16 protein-coding genes are annotated in these 19,069 nt (G+C 61.9%); 4 read left to right on the plus strand and 12 right to left on the minus strand.

What is annotated here, in order from left to right; genetic code table 11:
• The first annotated feature begins 31 nt into the window (after positions 1–31).
• Positions 32–535 carry an SRPBCC domain-containing protein gene (locus QM600_RS09735; RefSeq protein ID WP_283261256.1) on the plus strand — a complete coding sequence of 168 codons (504 nt, stop codon included), beginning with the start codon at positions 32–34 and terminating at the stop codon, positions 533–535.
• Positions 536–561: 26 nt separating this feature from the next.
• On the opposite strand, the gene QM600_RS09740 is transcribed toward QM600_RS09735, so the two are convergent.
• The 11 genes from QM600_RS09740 to QM600_RS09790 form a co-directional block, all read right to left on the minus strand.
• A complete protein-coding gene (locus QM600_RS09740) occupies positions 562–1,443 on the minus strand; it encodes an acyl-CoA thioesterase (protein ID WP_283261257.1) in 882 nt (293 codons plus the stop codon).
• 1 nt (position 1,444) lies between these two features.
• Positions 1,445–2,863, minus strand: coding sequence for a pyruvate kinase (gene pyk / locus QM600_RS09745; protein ID WP_283261258.1), 1,419 nt, complete (start codon positions 2,861–2,863; stop codon positions 1,445–1,447).
• Between the two features lie 74 nt (positions 2,864–2,937).
• The gene (locus QM600_RS09750; RefSeq protein WP_283261259.1) at positions 2,938–4,443 is read right to left on the minus strand and encodes a glutamate synthase subunit beta; all 1,506 of its coding nucleotides are present in this window, start codon (positions 4,441–4,443) and stop codon (positions 2,938–2,940) included.
• Positions 4,436–8,953, minus strand: a complete 4,518-nt coding sequence (gltB, locus tag QM600_RS09755) for a glutamate synthase large subunit (protein WP_283261260.1) — start codon at positions 8,951–8,953, stop codon at positions 4,436–4,438. Before gltB ends, QM600_RS09750 begins: the two co-directional genes overlap by 8 nt.
• Positions 8,954–9,099: 146 nt before the next feature.
• On the minus strand, positions 9,100–9,909 hold the full coding sequence (locus QM600_RS09760; protein WP_283261261.1) for a TM2 domain-containing protein: 810 nt from the start codon (positions 9,907–9,909) through the stop codon (positions 9,100–9,102).
• A gap of 81 nt (positions 9,910–9,990) precedes the next feature.
• A complete protein-coding gene (gene lgt, locus QM600_RS09765) occupies positions 9,991–10,989 on the minus strand; it encodes a prolipoprotein diacylglyceryl transferase (RefSeq protein WP_283261262.1) in 999 nt (332 codons plus the stop codon).
• Complete coding sequence (gene trpA, locus QM600_RS09770; protein ID WP_283261263.1) at positions 10,986–11,789, minus strand: tryptophan synthase subunit alpha; 804 nt, start codon at positions 11,787–11,789, stop codon at positions 10,986–10,988. The genes lgt and trpA overlap by 4 nt, the downstream gene beginning before the upstream one ends.
• Entirely contained in the window at positions 11,786–13,105 is a 1,320-nt protein-coding gene (gene trpB / locus QM600_RS09775; RefSeq protein WP_283261264.1) for a tryptophan synthase subunit beta, read from the minus strand. Before trpB ends, trpA begins: the two co-directional genes overlap by 4 nt.
• Positions 13,106–13,228: 123 nt before the next feature.
• Positions 13,229–14,038 (minus strand): indole-3-glycerol phosphate synthase TrpC, encoded by an 810-nt coding sequence (gene trpC, locus QM600_RS09780; RefSeq protein WP_094273514.1) that lies wholly within the window; start codon positions 14,036–14,038, stop codon positions 13,229–13,231.
• 130 nt (positions 14,039–14,168) lie between these two features.
• Positions 14,169–14,867, minus strand: a complete 699-nt coding sequence (locus QM600_RS09785) for a TIGR02234 family membrane protein (protein ID WP_283261265.1) — start codon at positions 14,865–14,867, stop codon at positions 14,169–14,171.
• A complete protein-coding gene (locus QM600_RS09790; protein WP_283261266.1) occupies positions 14,864–16,450 on the minus strand; it encodes an anthranilate synthase component I in 1,587 nt (528 codons plus the stop codon). Before QM600_RS09790 ends, QM600_RS09785 begins: the two co-directional genes overlap by 4 nt.
• 57 nt (positions 16,451–16,507) lie before the next feature.
• Between QM600_RS09790 and QM600_RS09795 the strand changes: the two genes are divergently transcribed.
• Complete coding sequence (locus QM600_RS09795; protein ID WP_283261267.1) at positions 16,508–16,966, plus strand: peroxiredoxin; 459 nt, start codon at positions 16,508–16,510, stop codon at positions 16,964–16,966.
• 5 nt (positions 16,967–16,971) lie between these two features.
• Here the strand turns inward: QM600_RS09795 and QM600_RS09800 are convergent, their stop codons facing one another.
• Entirely contained in the window at positions 16,972–17,754 is a 783-nt protein-coding gene (locus QM600_RS09800) for a dioxygenase family protein (protein WP_283261268.1), read from the minus strand.
• Positions 17,755–17,915: 161 nt separating this feature from the next.
• Between QM600_RS09800 and QM600_RS09805 the strand changes: the two genes are divergently transcribed.
• A complete protein-coding gene (locus QM600_RS09805) occupies positions 17,916–18,425 on the plus strand; it encodes a MarR family winged helix-turn-helix transcriptional regulator (protein WP_283261269.1) in 510 nt (169 codons plus the stop codon).
• Positions 18,426–18,475: 50 nt separating this feature from the next.
• Positions 18,476–19,063 carry a TetR/AcrR family transcriptional regulator gene (locus tag QM600_RS09810; RefSeq protein WP_283261270.1) on the plus strand — a complete coding sequence of 196 codons (588 nt, stop codon included), beginning with the start codon at positions 18,476–18,478 and terminating at the stop codon, positions 19,061–19,063.
• Positions 19,064–19,069 lie beyond the last annotated feature (6 nt).

Below are 19,069 nucleotides of genomic sequence, written 5' to 3' on the forward strand. Positions count from 1 at the left end.
CTCACGGGTTCCAACACAAGTGGAGGCACCGATGGACAACGGCATTATCAGCCTGACGTACGACGGTCGGGTGGCGCTCAGTTTTCGACTAGCCGTCCCCCAGTCTCCCGACAAAGTCTGGAAAGTGATCACTCAACGCGAGTTCTTCGAGGCCTGGTTCCCCGCTGACGTCGAATTCGACCTGACCCCGGGCGCCGACCTCCTGTTCAAGGTGACGCCCGAGCAGATCAAGCGATATGGATTGCCCGCCGGTCACGTCACTCGCGGAACTGTGATCAGCGTCCGGCCGAATCACATCTTCGAGTATTTGTGGGACGCCGAAACCCTGCACTGGGAACTGGTTCCCGACGGCACGGGCGGATGCTGGCTGACACTGACTCACACAATGGAAGAAGAAGAATCCGCGTACGCCCATGCGGCCGGCTGGCATGCCGGTCTCGAAGTTGTTGCGGCACAACTCGACGGGCGCGAAGTGGACTGGTCACCCTGGGACAGAGCCGACGAACTGGCACCGCTGTACCAGAAATCTGCATAAAGACTGGCCCACACCCGGGCTCAGCCCTATTCCCCCTTGCGCGGGAAGTGCCTGATGACGCCCTCTTGAACTACCGTCGCCATCAGCATGCCTTCGATCGAGAAGTATCGCCCCGTCGCCAAGCCCCGAGAACCAGCGGCCACCGGCGATTCTGTTGCATAGAGCACCCAGTCGTCGAATCTGAAGGGTCGATGAAACCACATCGAATGATTCACTGTCGCAGCAACAATGCGGTCGTGACCCCAGGACAAGCCGTGGGTAGTGAGGATCGAATCCAGGACTGTTGTGTCGGACGAGTAGGCCAACACGGCGGCATGGATCAGTGAATCGTCCGGGAGTTTCCCATCAGGCTTCATCCAGACCCGATTGTGGGTGAGCTTCTCCCCCGTACCCTTCAAGATCCAGGCCGGATCATTGGCATAACGCATGTCGATCGGCTTGAGAGCACCACTGAAATGCGGGAGTTTCTCCTCGTACCCGATCAGGTGGTCACCGATGGGCGGCAACGACTCCGGCAACGGAACATCCGGAATCTCGACAGCATGCTCGAGGCCCTTGCCTGAATCCTGGAACGCTGCCAGCATCACGAACAGTTCGTTGTCACCTTGATAAGCGGTGACTTGACGGTTGGCAAACGCACGCCCGTCACGATGGCGGTCGACGCGATACTCGATGGGCGCCTTGACATCTCCACCGCGAATGAAATGTGCGTTGATCGCATGGATCGGCCGATCTCCGTCCACGGTACGGCCGGCGGCCATCAGTGCCTGAGACACCAACTGGCCGCCGAACGTCCGTGAACCTACCTGCGCTGGATGATAGCCGCGGAACGCGTCGTCGCCGATGTGTTCCAGATCTAGCAGAGCTAGGAGGGTATCCAGGTCTGCAGACGCGTCCGCATTGCTCACGTTAGTGGAGTTCTTCGCCGATGCGGTGAACGTGAATCAGGTTGGTGGAGCCCACCGTTCCCGGAGGCGATCCAGCGACGATGACCACGAGGTCACCCTTCGCGTATCGGCCGAGTGCGAGCAATGCGATATCAACCTGACGCACCATCTCGTCGGTGGTGGACACCGGGTCGACGAGGAAGGTTTCGGTTCCCCACGTCAGTGTCAGCTGACTGCGCACCGCAGGCAGCGGCGTAAACGCGAGCAGCGGCAACGGCGTGTGCAAGCGAGCCAACCGGCGCACTGTGTCGCCGGACTGCGTGAAGGCAACCAGAGCCTTGGCGTCGAGACGCTCTCCGATATCGCGTGCAGCGTAAGAGATTACGCCGCGCTTGGTGCGCGGGACGTGCGTCAGCGGAGGTACGCGAGTCGTCTCGTTCTCGACGGCCTCGACGATGCGGGCCATGGTGCGAACTGTTTCCATGACGTACTTGCCGACCGACGTTTCACCGGAAAGCATGACCGCGTCGGCACCGTCGAGAACGGCGTTGGCGACGTCGGAAGCCTCGGCGCGCGTGGGGCGCGAGTTCTCGATCATGGACTCGAGCATCTGCGTCGCCACGATGACGGGCTTGGCGTTTTCGCGAGCGATCTGGATGGCGCGCTTCTGCACGAGCGGAACCTGCTCGAGCGGCAACTCCACACCGAGGTCACCGCGGGCGACCATGACGGCGTCGAACGCCAACACGATTGCTTCGAGGTTGTCGATGGCTTCGGGCTTTTCGAGCTTCGCAATGACGGGAACGCGGCGGCCGACTCGATCCATGATGGCGTGAACCAGTTCGATGTCCGCAGGCGAACGAACGAACGACAGAGCGATGAAGTCGACACCCAGCTTGAGTGCAAATTCGAGGTCTGCGATGTCCTTGCCGGACAACGCGGGAACCGACACGTTCATGCCGGGCAGCGAGAGACCCTTGTTGTTGCTGACGGGGCCGCCTTCGGTGACCAGGCACACGACGTCGTTGCCGTCGATCGCGGTGACGACAAGACCGACCTTGCCGTCGTCGACCAACAGGCGATCGCCGGGCTTTGCGTCACGCGCAAGTTCTTTGTAGGTGGTTCCGACGCGGTCGTGCGTACCTTCGACCTCGTCGACGGTGATGCGAATCTCTTCACCGCTTTCCCAGATTGTCCGCTCGTCCTTGAAACGACCGAGGCGGATTTTCGGGCCCTGCAAGTCTGCGAGCACGCCGACGGCTTTGCCGGTCGCCTCGGATGCCGCGCGGACGCGGATGTAGTTCTCTTCGTGATCGGCGTGGTCGCCGTGGCTGAAGTTGAGTCGGGCCACGTCCATGCCGCTCTCCACGAGCTCACGGATCCGGTCGCCAGTCGCTGTTGCGGGTCCCAGGGTGCATACAATTTTTGTCCGTCGGTTCACGGCTCGAGCCTAGTCGCTCCCCGGTCGCACTTCTATCCGGCACTTCGGACGTGCACTTTCCGTTCTTACTCGATTCAGTTACGACGTCGAATTCCCATTGGCAAGGCGTCGGGGTGAACAGGCGCCGGAAGCATTGACGCCCCAGTCAGATACACGTCGACAGCTCGGGCTGCCGAACGTCCTTCGGCTATCGCCCACACCACCAGCGACGCACCGCGATGCGCGTCACCACACACGAAGACGCCGGGTTGTGAAGTCTGCCAATCCTGTCCGCAGGCGATCACTCCACGCGGATTCGGCTCCACTCCCAGGCTGGCAAGCAGGGCGCCTTCCCCGACGCCGGCGAAGCCGACCGCGAGTAGCACCAGTTCACAGGGCAGTTCGAACGGATCGCCCACAGGCTCGGCCGCCGGTCGACCGCCGGATGCTTCTACGACACAAACCGGTGCGACGCGGACTCCCCGAACGTAGCCGTCGCCGACAAATTCCTGAGCGGCCACCTCGAACTCGCGGCGCCCGCCTTCTGCATCAGCGGGCGCCGCGCGGAGCGTCAGCGGCCAGAGTGGCCACGGATCCGCAGCGCTGTCCCGCACGCGGGGTGGTTGCTCGTGATAGTTCAACTCGACAACGGATGCCGCGCCTTGCCTGTGAACGGTGCCGAGGCAATCGGCCGCCGTATCGCCGCCGCCGATGATCACGACGTTCTTGCCCGACGCACTGACCGGGCTAGGACCGTCACCGGCACATTCCCGGTTGGCCGGCATCAGGTAGTCCATCGCGAAATGAATACCCGCAAGGCCGCGGCCAGGCACGTCTACTTCTCTCGCCCGACCGGCCCCGATCGCCAGAATCACCGCGTCGTACGCCGCGGTCAGCTCACGTGTGTCCAGGTCGAGACCGACGTCGCAGTCGGTGACAAATCGAGTGCCCTCGCCGCGCAACTGACTCAGACGGCGATCGATCGCACTCTTGGCCAGTTTGAAATCAGGGATTCCGTAGCGGAGCAGTCCACCCGGTCGATCATCACGTTCGAAGACGGTGACTCTGTGACCCACCCTGGTCAACTGTTGCGCTGCCGCAAGCCCGGCCGGTCCGGAACCGACAATCGCCACCGTCCGTCCGGAGCGTTCGGCTGGGATGCGGTTCACCACAAAACCTTCGTCCCAGGCAGTATCGGCAATAGCTTGCTCGACGCGTTTGATCGCCACACTTCCCGTGGTTTGTGCCTCGGAAAGAGCTAATACGCAGGCAGTTTCGCACGGAGCCGGGCACAGGCGTCCAGTGAATTCCGGGAAATTATTGGTCTCGTGTAACCGATCCGCGGCAAGCGCCCAGTCGCCTCGACGGACCAGGTCGTTCCATTCCGGGATGAGATTTCCGAGGGGGCATCCCACGGATTCCGAATGGCAGTACGGGATTCCGCAATCCATGCATCGGGATGCTTGTTCGCACGCCCCAGACTTACGCTCGCCGCGCGCCAATGCCTCGTAAACCTCACTCCAGTCCGCTGTTCGCTCCGAGGCCGGGCGCATCGGTGCCGAGGACCGCGGCATGCCGAGAAACCCTCGTGGATCAGGCACTGGCTGTCTCCGCGAGGACCCCGTCGGAGTTCTCGACCACCGCGCCGTCCCGTGGAGGTGTGGCAACTGACTGCCCGGCAAGTACCCGCTCGTAGTCGACCGGCATCAACTTGGTGAATCTCCGGGATTCACGTGCCCACTCGGCAAGAAGCCGAGCACCGACCGGCGAGCCGGTGAGTTCGACGTGGGTGGCGATCGTGTTCTGCATCCACCGCAGATCATCGGCCGTCGGCACCTGCAGCGTGACCATCGCGTGGTTGACATCGCGTGGATCTGCATCGAGAACAAACGCAATTCCACCGGACATTCCGGCAGCGACGTTTCGGCCGGTTGGCCCGAGAATGACGACGCGACCGCCGGTCATGTATTCGCAGGCGTGGTCGCCGGTGCCCTCGACCACTGCGCGCGCCCCGGAGTTGCGCACAGCAAATCGCTCCCCAACCCGGCCTCGGGCGAAAAATTCTCCCGACGTAGCCCCGTACAGCACAGTATTGCCGGCTATCACCTGCTCTTCGGCACAGAACCTGGCGTCGAAACTCGGCCGAAGGACAATTCTTCCGCCTGAAAGACCCTTTCCCACATAATCATTGGCGTCTCCGATCACTTCTAGTGTGATTCCGCTCGGCAGGAAGGCTCCGAGAGACTGCCCAGCGGTTCCGGTCAACCTGGCAACGATGGTGTTATCCGGTAACCCGGGCGCCCCGTATCTACGAGACACCTCGGCCCCAAGCGCTGTGCCCACTGCCCGGTCGGCAGTGCCGACAGGAAGTTCGATCCGAACCCGTTCGGCGTCGTCCAGCGCGCCGGCAGCACGGTCGACAAGCATCTGGTTCAACTCCCCCGCCCCTGGCCGACCGAGACCACCCGACAGGGGTTTCGGGGAACGCGGAACCACCATCAGCGGCGACATATCCAACGTCCGACTCTTCCACCCGCCATGTCCGCAGGCCACAAGCATGTCTGACCGACCTATCGCCTCATCGATACTGCGGAACCCTAAGCTGGCCAAGTACTCCCGCACGTCGTCGGCAAGAAACCGAAAGAAGTTCTCCACAAACTCGGGACGCCCGGTAAAGCGCGCACGCAACTCCGGGTCCTGGGTGGCAACACCGACCGGGCAGGTGTCGAGGTGACATACTCGCATCATCACGCAACCGGCCGCGATCAGGGGTGCCGTCGAAAATCCGTACTCCTGCGCACCGAGTAGTGCCGCCACGACAACATCGCGTGCCGTCCGCATTCCGCCGTCGCATTGAAGCGTGATTCGGTCGCGTAACCCGTTGAGCACCAGCGTCTGCTGCGTCTCTGCAAGCCCGAGTTCCCAGGGGGTTCCGGCATGTTTTATCGACGTGAGCGCAGCTGCTCCGGTACCGCCGTCGTGGCCGGAGATCAGAACAACATCCGCGTGGGCCTTTGCGACTCCGGCGGCAACCGTACCGACTCCGACCGCACTGACCAATTTGACGTGTATCCGTGCCCGATTGTTTGCTTGCCGCAAGTCGTAGATCAATTGAGCAAGATCTTCGATCGAGTAGATATCGTGATGCTGCGGCGGTGAGATGAGGCCGACGCCCGGAGTCGAATATCGTGTCCGGGCAATCCACGGATACACCTTGTACCCCGGAAGTTGGCCGCCCTCTCCCGGTTTCGCGCCCTGCGCCATCTTGATCTGGATGTCAGTCGCACTGATCAGATAGTCACTGGTCACTCCGAATCGTCCACTGGCTACCTGCTTTACTGCACTTCGCCGCAACGGATCATGAAGGCGGTCTTGATCTTCGCCGCCCTCCCCCGAGTTCGAGCGCGCTCCCATGGAATTCATCGCCTTCGCCATGGTCTCGTGCGCCTCCGCCGAGAGCGATCCGTAACTCATTGCCCCAGTCGAGAATCGACTCAATATCGACTCGGCCGATTCGACGTCCTCGATGCTGACGGCGGGCCGGAGCCCTCGCCGGAAGTCCAACATCCCACGGAGCGTTCCGCCCTCCGCGCATCGCCGATCGACCTCCTCGGTATATCGACGGAACACATCCGAACGGCCTGACCTGGTCGCATGCTGAAGAAAGAATACGGATTCCGGCGTAAACACGTGTGCTTCACCGCCCCGGCGATACCGGTACTCGCCGCCGGCCTCGAGACGCTTCGGACCCATCGGCGGATCGGCATTCACGCGGGCGTGTCGTGTCGCGACTTCGCGGGCCAGCTCAGCGATTCCGACCCCGCCGAGCTTACTCGCCGTATTGCCGAAGTGCTCCCCGACCAATTTCCGGCTGAGTCCGATGGCTTCGAATACCTTTGCACCGGTATAGGACTGGACTACAGAGATCCCCATCTTGGACATGACCTTGAGGACGCCACGGTTTGCCGCATCGAGGTAGTGTGCCACTGCTACATCCGGATCCACTCCGGGCAATTCTCCCCGCGAACTCAGTTGCTCAACAGACTCGAGCGCAAGGTACGGGTGCACTGCGGCAGCACCGTATCCGAGCAGGAGCGCGAGGTGATGAACTTCCCGCGCATCACCGGATTCGACGATCAATGAAACCGAGGCACGCCGTCGCATTCGAACCAGATGATGGTGAACCGAAGAGACAGCGAGCAACGACGGAATCGGCGCCCGGGCGCGGTCCCAACCACGATCCGAGATCACCAGAATCTCACACCCGGCGTCCACCGCTGCGCACGCATCGGCACGTAGCTTCTCGAGTGCGTCGGCCAACCCGCCGGCCCGCTCGACGTCGAACAATCCAGGGAGCACCGTGATGCCCCGCCTGGCGATCGTGTCCAACTCTGCCCGACTCACGACGGGTCTGTGCACCAGCATTCTTCGGCAGGAACGTTCCGACGGTTCCAGAAGATTGCGTTCGGCACCGAGGATCACTGCCAGTGAGGTGACTACTTCTTCCCGTATCGCGTCCGACGGCGGATTGGTGACCTGAGCAAACAGCTGAACAAAATAGTCGTACAGCAGTCGCGGACGCTCGGACAGCACGGCGAGTGGGGTGTCAGTTCCCATCGAACCGAGCGCCTCGCACCCGTCGCCGGCCATCGGCGCGAGCAGGAGGTGCAGGTCTTCTTCGGTGTAGCCGAACACCTGTTGATCACGTAATACCGAATCCGGATCCCCTCGCGACCGGGGTTGATCCGGTGTTGCGCCGACGCGGGTCATCCCAGCGTCGAGCCAAGCCTGATATGGAGCCATCCTTGCCAACTCGGCCTTGATTTCGCTGTCGGGAACAATGCGCTGCTGGTCGGTATCGAGCAAGAACATTCTCCCCGGTTCCAGTCGACCTTTCTCGACCACGTCCGCTGGCGGAACATCGAATACTCCACTCTCACTGGCCAACACGATCCGACCTGACCTTGTCCGGAGCCAACGCCCGGGCCGCAGACCGTTGCGGTCAAGTACGGCACCCACCAGCTTCCCGTCGCTGAACGTGACGGACGCCGGACCGTCCCAGGCTTCCATCAAGCACGCATGAAATTGATAGAACGCACGTAACTCTGCCGACATCGTCGAATCCTGCTCCCACGCAGCCGGAATCATCATCATGACCGCGTGCGGCAAGCTCCGCCCACCAAGTGACAGCAGTTCGAGCACTTCGTCGAACGACGCCGAATCAGACGCACCCACAGTACACACCGGAGTGATTCGATCGACATCCCCGCTGAACAATTCACTGCGCAGCAACGGCTCACGTGCCTGCATCCAATTCCGGTTACCGACAACAGTATTGAACTCTCCGTTGTGCGCGATACATCGAAATGGTTGTGCAAGAGGCCACGAGGGGAAAGTGTTGGTCGAAAATCTACTGTGCACCAAAGCAAGGGCACTGGTAATTCGCTCATCACGAAGATCGTCGAAGAACAACGGCAACTGAGTGGGTGTCAGCATTCCCTTGTACACCAGGGTTCGCGACGACAGTGAACAAAAGTAGACTCCGGAGCCATCCGAAGTGTCGCGCTCCACCTGCTTGCGCAGCGCAAATACTTTCCGATCCAGACGGATCCCGCCGGCCCTCGAATCAGGATGTGCATCGCAGAGAAAACACTGCGCAATGTGCGGCGCGCAGGCTGCAGCGGACGATCCCAATACACCAGGACTGACGGGTACATCCCGCCAACCGAGCACGCTCAGGCCATCCGAACGCGCGCACTGTTCGATGCGCGCGACCGCGACTCGACGCAATTCGGCAGCTTGGGGAAGAAAACAATTCCCGGCCGCAAACATGTTCTCGCCATCTGCATTTGGCACCGGCAACTCGAAACTGGTCACGGAATCCAATAAACCGACAGGGAGTTGAAGGAGAATCCCTGCACCGTCGCCAGTGGCCGAATCTGCAGCCACCGCACCGCGATGAGAAAGAGAGCAAAGAATCGACAAACCATCGCGAACAATCGAATGCGAGCGTCTACCGTACATGTCTGCGACCACGGCGACGCCGCACGAATCGGCTTCCTGATCGGGGTCGTACAGCCCTTGGGGATCAGGCATCTGAGAAAACAGCATGCGTGCCCTCCACCATGCGCGACCGCCACACGGACCCGCAACCGGCAAACGTCAGTTTATCAGCAGAAATACGGACGGAGCGATAAAAAAACCGTGGCACCCCCGCGTCGAAACGCTGGGGTGCCACGGCGGAGATTCAGCCCTGATCAGCTGCGGAGCGGTCGACCTTGACCATCCCGAATGCTGCCGGAAAGCATCATGATGCCGTCGATGAAGGCCCAGATCCAGAGCGCCGGGACTACCACGAAGCCGACCGCGACGATCATCAGGATGTAGCCGAGGAAGATTCCCAACAGCTGAATCAGACCGATCGCCGTACTTCCGATGTACAGCCGTCCTACGCCGCAGATTCCGATGAACCCGAGCAGAATCTGCAGAAGTCCCGCCGTGGTCTTCGACTTGTCGGAGAACGGTTGGCCCGAGATCGGGTCACGCCCGAACGGCGCCGACGGGTCGGCAAATCCATAGGGCTGAGCGTAGGGCTGAGCGTACGGCTGTGGCTGAGAGTACGGCTGTGGCTGTCCGTAGGCGGGCACCGGCGGCGACGCGTAAGCCTGGTAAGGATTCGGAGTTTGATCCTCCGGTGCGCCGTACACGGGGCCACCTGCCAGCGGCGAGGTCTGCTCGTAGTTCGGCGTTGCTGCGGGTTGCTCCGCAGCCGGGTATGCCTCGGTGGGGAACGACGCTGCGGGCTCCGCGGCAACCGGCGGCGGGTAAATCGGATGACTACCCCAGCCCGGTCCGTTTCCGACCCCGGCGTATGTGTCCCAACCTGGGCCCGTGCCCGTGGATTCGGTGGACGGCGTCTTCTCCGTCGGCGCCGAGGTTTCGGTCAGCGAAGCGTCAGCGGTCGCCTCATAGTCGAACGGCGAACCGAACTGGGGGGGAACCGGGGACTGAGATCCTGAGGATTCCCCCGAGTCGGCGGGTTCCGGGTTCTTGTTCAAGTTAGGCAACGCGCATTCCTTCGTATCGACGACTGTCCCGCAGATCGTTGAGCCAAGTGGCCTTCATACCGCGGATCGGACGTGAACTTGTTACGACTTGTCTGGATTCTTCAGTTCGGCATTCTTCGGATCGAGATCCTCGGTGTGATCCGATACGCGTTCGGTGTCGTCGACCGCATCGGAGTCGGTGTCGGAAGAATCTGAGGTCGAGTTTTCAACGTAGCTGTTCGACTTCAATTCGGATGGATCCTCACGACCCTTCTTGGCAAGGAGGAAGTACGCAACCGCCGCCACGAACACGATCACCGCGGTGTAGACGTTCACTCGAATTCCGGCCAACTGGTACGCCGGATCGTCACGCATGAGCTCGACAAACAGGCGTCCGACGCAGTATCCCGCGACGTAGAGAGCAAAGAGACGTCCATGGCCGATCTTGAATCGTCGGTCGACGACAACGAGCACTATGACGATCAGAATGTTCCAGACCGCTTCGTACAGGAACGTGGGATGGACGATCTTCTCCACCACCCCGTTCGATACCCCACCGAGGACGTCCGTCTGGCCTGCGGAGTTCACTCTCTTAAATATCTCGAGGCCCCACGGGACGGTGGTCTCGCGGCCGTACAGCTCCTGATTGAAGTAGTTGCCGAACCGCCCGATTGCCTGAGCCAGAAGTACACCCGGAGCGATAGCGTCGCCGAGTGCTGCAACCGGGATACCCCGCCTGCGGCAGCCGATCCAAGCGCCGACACCACCGAGGAAGACTGCGCCCCAAATTCCGAGACCGCCGTTCCACACCTTGAGGGCGTCGATCGGGGTGCCTCCTTCGCCGAAGTACTGTGGCCAATCGGTCAGCACGTGGTACAGCCGGCCACCGATCAAACCGAACGGCACAGCCCAGACTGCAATGTCGAGGACGGTGCCCTTCTCGCCGCCGCGCGCGACCCATCGCCGATCGCCCCAGACGATTGCGACGATAATCCCGGCGATGATGCAGAGGGCATAGGCACGCAGTGCTATCGGCCCGACGTACCAAACGCCTTGCGACGGGCTGGGAATGTAGGCCAGCAGATCCACAGTTGAAGTCACGAGGCCACGTTAGCCGAGCGAACGCCCTCGGCGAGTTCCTCGGTGAGGGACCGGACAGCGCCCAGCCCGTTCTCGACTGCGGAGACCAATGCGGATCCGACGATGACAGCATCGGCGTATCCGGCGATCTCGGCTGCCTGTGCTCCCGAGCGAACTCCCAAACCGACGCCAACGGGAATATCGGAGTGCGCGCGGATCCGTGCGGTGAGTTCCGGCGCCATCGACGACACTGCGGTACGGGCTCCCGTCACACCCATCGTGGATGCTGCATAGATGAAGCCGCTACTCGCCTCGAGAGTCATCGCCAGTCGCTCCTCTGTGGACGAAGGCGCAACGAGGAAGATGCGATCGAGGTGATGCTGCCGCGATGCTTCCATCCATTCACCGGCTTCGTCCGGAATGAGGTTGGGCGTGATCATTCCGAGCCCACCGGCCGACGCGAGGTCGCGCGAGAACTTGTCGACGCCGTACTGGACCACCGGGTTCCAGTACGTCATGACAACGGCCTTGCCGCCCACGGACGTGATCTGCTCGACAACTTTGAAGATATCGCGCAGGCGGACGCCGTTGCTGAGTGCAGTTTCAGCGGCACGCTGGATGGTGGGTCCGTCCATGACCGGATCGGAGTACGCGACGCCGACCTCGATGATGTCGCAGCCACCGTCGACCATCGTCTTGAAGACGTCGATGGATTCGGAGACCGTCGGGTAGCCCGCTGGTAAGTACCCGACGAGTGCGGCCCGGTTTTCGGCCTTGCATGCAGCAAAAGTGGATGCAAGGCGTGATGGTCGTTCGCTCACTTGTCGGAGCCTTCCGTGTTGTTCTGATCGGCAGTCTGCGCTTCGGCGTTGTCGAAGAGACCGAACCACCTGGCGGCGGTGTCCATGTCTTTATCGCCGCGACCGGACAGGTTGACGACGATGATGGCGCCCTCGCCCAGTTCCTTGCCGAGCCGCAGTGCACCGGCAACGGCGTGCGCGGATTCGATTGCGGGGATGATGCCTTCGCGCCGTGAAAGCAGCAGAAGTGCGTCCATCGCTTCGGCATCGGTGACGGGTTCGTAGGTCGCCCGGCCGATGTCATTGAGGTACGCATGTTCGGGACCGACGCCCGGGTAGTCCAAACCGGCCGAGATGGAATGCGACTCGATGGTCTGACCATCTTCGTCCTGCAGCAGGTACGAGTACGCACCCTGGAATGCACCCGGCGTACCGCCGGCGAATGTTGCTGCATGCCTACCAGTTTCGACGCCGTCACCGGCAGCCTCGTAGCCGACCAACCGCACCGACAGATCGTCGATGAAGGGATGGAAGATTCCGATCGCGTTGGAGCCGCCGCCGACACACGCCGTGACCGCGTCGGGCAGTCGACCCGTCAAGGCCTTCACCTGGGCACGCGCTTCGAGTCCGATCACACGCTGGAAATCGCGAACGATTGTCGGGAACGGGTGGGGCCCGGCGGCGGTGCCGAAGCAGTAATATGTGTTGTCCGCGTGAGAAACCCAGTCGCGGAGGGCTTCGTTGATCGCGTCCTTGAGCGTGCGCGAACCGGTTTCGACCGAGACGACCTCGGCACCGAGTAGACGCATCCGGGCGACGTTCAATGCTTGACGTTCGGTATCGACGGCGCCCATGTAGATGACGCATTCGAGGCCGAGCAATGCGCACGCTGTAGCCGACGCGACGCCGTGCTGGCCTGCACCGGTCTCGGCGATGATACGCGTCTTGCCCATCCGCTTGGCGAGGAGAACCTGGCCGAGGACGTTGTTGATCTTGTGAGAACCGGTGTGGTTCAGGTCTTCACGCTTGAGAATGATCCGAGCACCGCCGGCGTACTCGCTCATGCGTGTGGCTTCGAAGATCGGCGACGGACGGCCGGTGTAATCGCGCTGCAGTCGATCAAGTTCGTTCAAGAACGAGTCGTCTGCGCGAGCCTTTTCGTATTCGGCGGTAACTTCTTCGATGACCGCCATGAGGGCTTCCGGCACGTGCCGTCCGCCGTAAACGCCGAAATGGCCACCGGCGTCTGGATCATGTGTGGTGCGCTCGGTAAGTCCGGCACTGGCGGGCGGCAAATTGTCACCCTTGAAGACTGGTCCCTGAGTACGTGAAGTCACTCCCCCAGTCTGCCCCAAGCGTGGCGGTGGTCACCGCCCGGGTCCGGGCAAATGTCACCGCCCGAGTGCGGGCAAATGTCACCGCTCGGGTGCAGACAAACGGCACCCGAGCAGTCGGTCAACTCAGCGAGACGGTTTGGGGCACGAAGGATGCGCCCCGGCGTTGACCAGATCAGCAACAGCCTTGCGCGGATCTCCACTGGTCACGAGGCCTTCGCCAACCAGAACAGCGTCGGCCCCAGCTCCGGCGTAGGCCAGCAGATCAGCGGTACCGCGAACTCCGGACTCGGCGATCTTGATGGTTTCGGTGGGTAGCCCGGGAGCGATCCGACCGAAGGTGTTCATGTCGACCTCGAGGGTCTTGAGGTCGCGGGCGTTGACACCGATCACCTTGGCACCGGCTTCGAGAGCGCGGTTTGCCTCTTCCTCGGTGTGAACCTCGACGAGTGCCGTCATTCCCAAGGATTCGGTGCGATCGATCAGCGAGGCGAGTGCCTGCTGTTCCAGTGCCGCCACGATCAACAGAATGACGTCGGCGCCGTGCGCCCGTGCTTCGTGAATCTGGTAAGGACCGACGATAAAGTCCTTGCGCAACACCGGAATCGTGACCGCCTTGCGGACTGCGTCAAGATCGGCGAGCGATCCGTGGAAGCGTCGTTCCTCGGTAAGAACGCTGATGATTCGAGCGCCGCCGGCTTGGTAGGCCGCGGCCAACTCTGCGGGATCAGCGATGTCGGCAAGAGCACCCTTGGAGGGGCTCGCGCGCTTCACCTCGGCGATGACGCCGATGCTCGGTTCGAGAAGTGCCGCTACAGCATCGAGTGCCGGTGGCGCAGCGGCCGCAGCAGCCTTGACTGCAGCGAAGTCGAGTACGGCTTCGCGGGCGGCGACATCTGCGCGCACCCCGTCGAGAATCGAGTCGAGTACGGTCATCGTGGCCCGAATCCTTTCTGGGCAAGAGTCTGATGTGAGTTACGTCATCAGGATGTGGTCAGCCTAGTGGGGCGATTTTTTGGTACTCCGTCCGGGTACCCACGCCGTCAAAATTCAGGCAAAACCGACGTCAGGATCGTGAATCCTTACCTGGATCTCGATCGTCGGCATCGAGAGTCGGATCCTCTCCCGCGTCGAGCGCATCCCACAGCATCCGTTGTGTCACAGGCTCGTCGGACGCGCCACCACTTCCCTGCCCGAGCTTTGCCGCAGCCTCGCGTCGGGCAGCGGGGTTGTCGTATTTCGACGACAGACCGGCGCGAGCCTTAGGCTTTCGCATCAGCAAAGCCGCGGCCGCGAACGCCGCAATCGCTCCGAACAGAGCCAGCAGCGCCGGAAAAATCGGAACGTCGGTGGAGACCTCTTCGAGATGACTCGACAGCTCGGCAAGATCGGCCGCGCGATCAGCCGAAGCCCCCGAGACCAACAACTGAACCGCCGGAACCGCAACCGCAACACCGACCAGTGCCACCATCAGTCCGACGATCCGAACGGCCCATCCACGCACCGCGAACGACGCCGCAATTGCGGCCAGCAGCGCCAGCGCCAATGGCGTCATCGCCGCGGCCCAGATACTGCCGTCGAGGTCGGTAGTCCGCTCGAGGGTCTTGCCGTCGTTGGAAACGACACTCACCCAGGTCATCCGCGAACTGCCCCACAGCGCGGCCGCAGCCAACGCCAAGAGCAACGTGGCCAACATTGCGGAGTTACGTCCCGAACGAGACTTCGTCGAGTCGGCCCCTACCGCATTCGCAGCCTGGTCGCTCATTTGCCTTCACCTCCGATGGTGCGCAATGTGTGCGCCGACGCAATAGCGCTGAGCACTGCCATTGCCTTGTTACGTGCTTCGGTGTCCTCGTAGACCGGATCGGAATCGGCGACGATTCCGGCGCCGGCCTGCACGTATCCGATGCCGTCCTTGATCAGAGCGGTGCGGATGGCGATCGCTGTGTCGGCGTCGCCCGCGAAATCGAGGTATCCGACGATGCCGCCGTAGACACCGCGCCTGGTGGGTTCGAGTTCTTCGATCAACTGCATTGCCCGTACCTTCGGCGCGCCCGAGAGCGTTCCCGCCGGGAAGCAGGCGGTGACCGCGTCGAGTGCGTTCTTACCGTCTGCGAGGTGCCCGGTCACCGTCGACACGAGGTGCATGACGTGGCTGTAGCGCTCGATATGCCGGTAGTCGTGCACCTTCACCGTGCCCGGTCGACAAACCCGTCCGAGGTCGTTGCGTCCGAGGTCGACCAACATCAGGTGTTCGGAATTTTCCTTCTCGTCTGCGAGGAGGTCCTTCTCGAGCAGGATGTCGTCTTCTTCGGTGGCGCCGCGCCACCGGGTCCCGGCGATGGGGTGGGTAGTTGCCACTCCCTCCGCGACGGTGACCAGCGCTTCGGGGCTGGACCCGACAATCGAGAAGGCTGTTTCGCCATTACCGTTCGGAACGTTGAGCAGGTACATGTAGGGGCTCGGGTTCGAGGCACGCAACATCCGGTACACGTCGATAGGCGCTGCTGTGCAATCGATTTCGAATCGTTGGGAAAGCACGACCTGGAATGCTTCACCGGCTTCGATGTCGCCGATCAGCTTCTTCACATCGACGCCGAAGCTCTCGGTGGTTCGTTGACGGCGGTAGTCCGGGGTGGCTTTCGCGAATGTGGACACCGTCGACTTGGCCGGTGCCGCAAGTGCCAGAGTCATCGCGTCGAGGCGAGCTACCGCGTCGTCATAAGCAGAGTCGACGCGTTCATCGGTGCCGTCCCAGTTGACTGCGTTGGCAATCAACGTGATCGCGCCTTCGTGATGATCGACGGCAGCGATGTCTGCGGCCAGCAGCATCACCATTTCGGGGATCTGCAGATCGTCGACCGCCGAGTTGCCCAACTTTTCGAGGCGGCGGACGGCGTCGTATCCGAGGAAACCGACCATGCCACCCGTCAACGGCGGCAGATCGGGTAGACGCTCGGAGCGCAGGAGCTCGAGGGTGGCACCGAGTGCATCGATGGGATCGCCGCCCGACGGCGCACCGGCCGGAACGTTGCCGTACCAGGCCGCTTCACCGTCGATCACGGTCAATGCGGCCGGAGAGCCGACGCCGATGAACGACCACCGAGACCATGATCGACCGTTCTCGGCCGACTCGAGCATGAAGGTTCCGGGACGATTGCCGGCCAACTTCTCGTACGCCGAGAGCGGAGTTTCGGAGTCCGCCAACACTTTACGTGTCACCGGAACTACCCGATGCTCGGCAGCGAGAGCACGGAACTGCTCACGCGTGGTGGTGGAATCCGACGCCACACCGACAATCGCGGTGTCGGACGAGGGTGCGGACTTGGAGGTGGGCTCACCGTGCATGTCTCCATCATCCCAGGCTCACCCACAGCTGCGTCGTGCGCGGGTAACCTCGACCAAATGAAACCAGGTCAGCTTGCTCCCGATTTCACTCTGCCCGATCAGGACGGAACGCCCCGTTCGCTGACCAGTTTGTTGGAGAACGGCCCACTGGTCTTGTTCTTCTACCCCGCCGCATCTACGCCCGTGTGCACCGCTGAGGCCTGCCATTTCCGGGATCTCGGCAAGGAATTCGCTGAAGTCGGTGCCACCCGCGCGGGTATCAGCACCGACACTGTGGAGGCGCAATCAACGTTTGCGACCGCACAGTCCTTCGACTATCCACTGCTGGCCGATACCGACGGCACTGTTGCCGAGCAGTTCGACGTCAAGCGCGGCTTGCTCGGAAAATTGGCTCCGGTCAAACGATCCACGTTCGTGATCGATATCGATCGAACTGTCCTCAAGGTGATTTCGAGCGAGTTCCGCGCCAGCACTCACGGCGATCAGGCGGTCGAGTTCCTCCGAAATCGCAACTGACTCAGCTACGCAACCTGAATCGAGCGCTTCGCCAGTCCCATCCAGAACCCGTCGATCACCTGTTCGGGAACCTGTTCCGGGTCGGACGAAGCACCCAGCGTGACAAAAAGTGGCGCGAAGTGCTCGATGGTCGGGTGCGCGTACGGCATCCCGGGCGCTTGTGCCCGGAAGTCGATCAGCGAGTCGACGTCACCAGCGGCAAATCGCTCCCCCGCCCAAGCGTCGAATTCGGCGGACCAACCCGGGGCCTTCGCTTCGGGCGACGGGTCTCGCAGGAACGGTAGGCCGTGCGTCGTGAAGCCGGATCCCACAATCAGAACACCCTGTTCACGCAATGGACGCAACCTCTGCCCGAGGTGAAGCAGTCGCTCGGGATCGAGCGTCGGCAGAGATATCTGCAATACCGGAATATCTGCGTCCGGGTACATAACAGTGAGTGGCACGTAGGCGCCGTGGTCGAGTCCGCGGTTCGGTTGCTGCACTACCTGCTCATTGTCAGGCATCAATGCGGCCACCTGTGCGGCCAGATCCGGCGCGCCGGGCGCGGTGTAGGTGGTGCGGTAGAACCGCTCGGGGAATCCACCGAAGTCGTAGATCAACGGAGTGCCAGTAGTTGTCGATCCGATGGTCAGGGGTGCCGATTCCCAGTGTGCGGAGACAACCAGAATGGCCGTCGGCCGTGGCAGATCGCCGGCCCACGCGCCCAGTTGCTTCACCCACAGTGCGCTGTCTACCAGTGGCGGAGCGCCATGACTGAGGTACAGCGCAGGCATCGTGGTCGCGGACATGGTGGCTCCCAAGGTTCGATAAACTCATTTAAGTTGAAGGTTCAACCTAATATATATCTCAACGCGTGAAACCCGCAACTATTCCCTGACTGAACCGTCTCGCCGCACATCTGAGACTCTGTACCTGCACCATGCATGCAGTACCAGGAGGAGATACACCGATGAGCGAACAGCACACGCAAGCCGAGCCGCAGGCCCCGACCACCTGGCTCACCGCCGAGCAGCAGGAAGCGTGGCTCTCCCTCATCTCGCTCGTCACACGACTACCGGCAGCGCTCGACACCCAACTCCAACGGGATTCTGCACTAACACATTTCGAATACTTCGTGCTCTCGGCACTCTCGGATGCACCCGACCGCAAGCTACAGCTGTCCACACTGGCGCAGCGGGCGAACGCATCACTGTCACGGCTCTCGCACGTCGTCACCAAGTTGGAGAGAGTCGGCTGGGTCCGGCGTGAGGTAATCCGCGGCAGCCGAGGATCCAACGCGGTCCTGACCGACGAAGGAATGGCCAAGGTCGTCGAAGCCGCACCGGGTCACGTCAACCTGGTCCAAGCACTCATCTTCGAAGGCCTCGACGACAATCAGGTCGCTCAACTCTCGGAGTTGAGCACTGCAATGCTCACCCAACTCGACAAGGGCATCGAAGCGGGTCTCGGCAAAGCCTGACGGCACCCCTCGCTTTGCCTGCACCTACCACTCCCGTAGTGTCTGGACACATGTCTGGTAAGGCTAAATTCGAGTCCACTCGTCGGCGGTTGTCGGAGCAGCAAGCCGAAACTGTTGATCGCTTGACCACCGCCGCGGTCGCGATACTACGTACACACGGGTTCTCCGAGTTAACCGTCCGGATGGTTGCCACCGAGGCCGGAGTCGCCGCAGCCACGGCGTACACGTATTTTTCGTCCAAGAGCCATCTCGTCGCAGAACTATTCTGGCGACGACTCGACGCCCTCCCACGCGAAGCCTCGACCGACATCGACCGAGAGGCTCGGGTCCGCTCGGTACTGCGCAGTGTCGCTCTCCTCGTCTCCGACGAACCGGAACTCGCAGCCGCCGTCACTACCGCGATGATGGCTAACGACCCGGACGTCGAACACCTTCGCGCACGGATCGGGAAGAATATTCGTGCACGTCTCGTCGAAGCCCTGGGCCCGGATCACGACGCAGACGTCCTCGAAGCTCTCGAAATCGCCTGGTCGGGAGCACTTGTCCGCGCCGGGATGGGCTACGAGTCGTACTCGCAGATAGCTGACCGCCTCGAAATCACCGCGAGGCTGATCATGGCCGGTCAGTCGCAGCATTGACCGGGG

The sequence above is a fragment of the Rhodococcus sp. IEGM 1379 genome (assembly GCF_030056815.1).
Taxonomy (GTDB): Bacteria; Actinomycetota; Actinomycetes; order Mycobacteriales; family Mycobacteriaceae; genus Rhodococcus_F.

Coding starts and splice junctions, on each gene's coding strand:
- QM600_RS09810 (WP_283261270.1), top strand. CDS start 18,476: ATGTCTGGTAAGGCTAAATTCGAGTCCACTCGTCGGCGGTTGTCGGAG.
- gltB (WP_283261260.1), bottom strand. CDS start 8,953: ATGCTGTTTTCTCAGATGCCTGATCCCCAAGGGCTGTACGACCCCGAT.
- QM600_RS09735 (WP_283261256.1), top strand. CDS start 32: ATGGACAACGGCATTATCAGCCTGACGTACGACGGTCGGGTGGCGCTC.
- QM600_RS09790 (WP_283261266.1), bottom strand. CDS start 16,450: ATGCACGGTGAGCCCACCTCCAAGTCCGCACCCTCGTCCGACACCGCG.
- QM600_RS09795 (WP_283261267.1), top strand. CDS start 16,508: ATGAAACCAGGTCAGCTTGCTCCCGATTTCACTCTGCCCGATCAGGAC.
- QM600_RS09805 (WP_283261269.1), top strand. CDS start 17,916: ATGAGCGAACAGCACACGCAAGCCGAGCCGCAGGCCCCGACCACCTGG.
- QM600_RS09800 (WP_283261268.1), bottom strand. CDS start 17,754: ATGTCCGCGACCACGATGCCTGCGCTGTACCTCAGTCATGGCGCTCCG.
- QM600_RS09785 (WP_283261265.1), bottom strand. CDS start 14,867: ATGAGCGACCAGGCTGCGAATGCGGTAGGGGCCGACTCGACGAAGTCT.
- trpC (WP_094273514.1), bottom strand. CDS start 14,038: ATGACCGTACTCGACTCGATTCTCGACGGGGTGCGCGCAGATGTCGCC.